Source organism: Frankia sp. AgKG'84/4, from assembly GCF_023242965.2.
Lineage (GTDB): Bacteria > Actinomycetota > Actinomycetes > Frankiales > Frankiaceae > Frankia.
This window is the reverse complement of record NZ_JALKFU020000740.1, coordinates 1-513: the sequence shown is the minus strand read 5'-3', so window position 1 is coordinate 513 and position 513 is coordinate 1. Positions and strand designations below refer to the sequence as shown.

Genomic DNA, 513 nt, shown 5'->3' with positions numbered 1-513 from the left:
GCCCTCGGGCGGGGCGCGCGGCGGCGATCTGACCCCGGTGGCCGGCTGGATCGGCGAACGGATCGGCGCCCGCCGCGTCCTGCTGCGCCTCGCCGACACCGGGGGCGGCGCGCCGGTCGAGTTCACCTGGACAGCACCCCAGCCACCCACCCGCGGCGGCCCGCCGCCCCACCGGCCCGACACCGCCGGCGACGACGAGGTGTCGACGTTCCCGATCCACCACCACGGCACCGAGGTCGGCGCCCTGATCGTGACGGTGACGCCACCCGCCCACCCGGGAGTCGTGGGCCCCGCCTGGCCGTATGACCCGCGCCCCGCGCTGGTCGACGTCGCCCGCGTGCTCGGCGTCGTCGTCGCCGGCGCCGCCGCGCAGCACCAGTTCCCCAACCGGGCCCCAGGCGAACCCCACCCCCCCAGTCTCTTATAAACAAAAAACGCAGCCCCCCAACACAACTCACTGTAGATATAGGTGGGGGGCCGATCAATAAAAAAGCGGGGGGGGGGGGTGGGGGG

Annotated in this window: 1 protein-coding gene; it reads left to right on the top strand. The window is 74.3% G+C overall.

All coding sequences use genetic code 11. From position 1 onward, the window contains the following. Nucleotides 1-427: hypothetical protein (locus tag MXD58_RS24890; RefSeq protein ID WP_518478679.1), on the top strand; the 427-nt coding region annotated here is incomplete at its 5' end. Nucleotides 428-513: the final 86 nt, after the last annotated feature.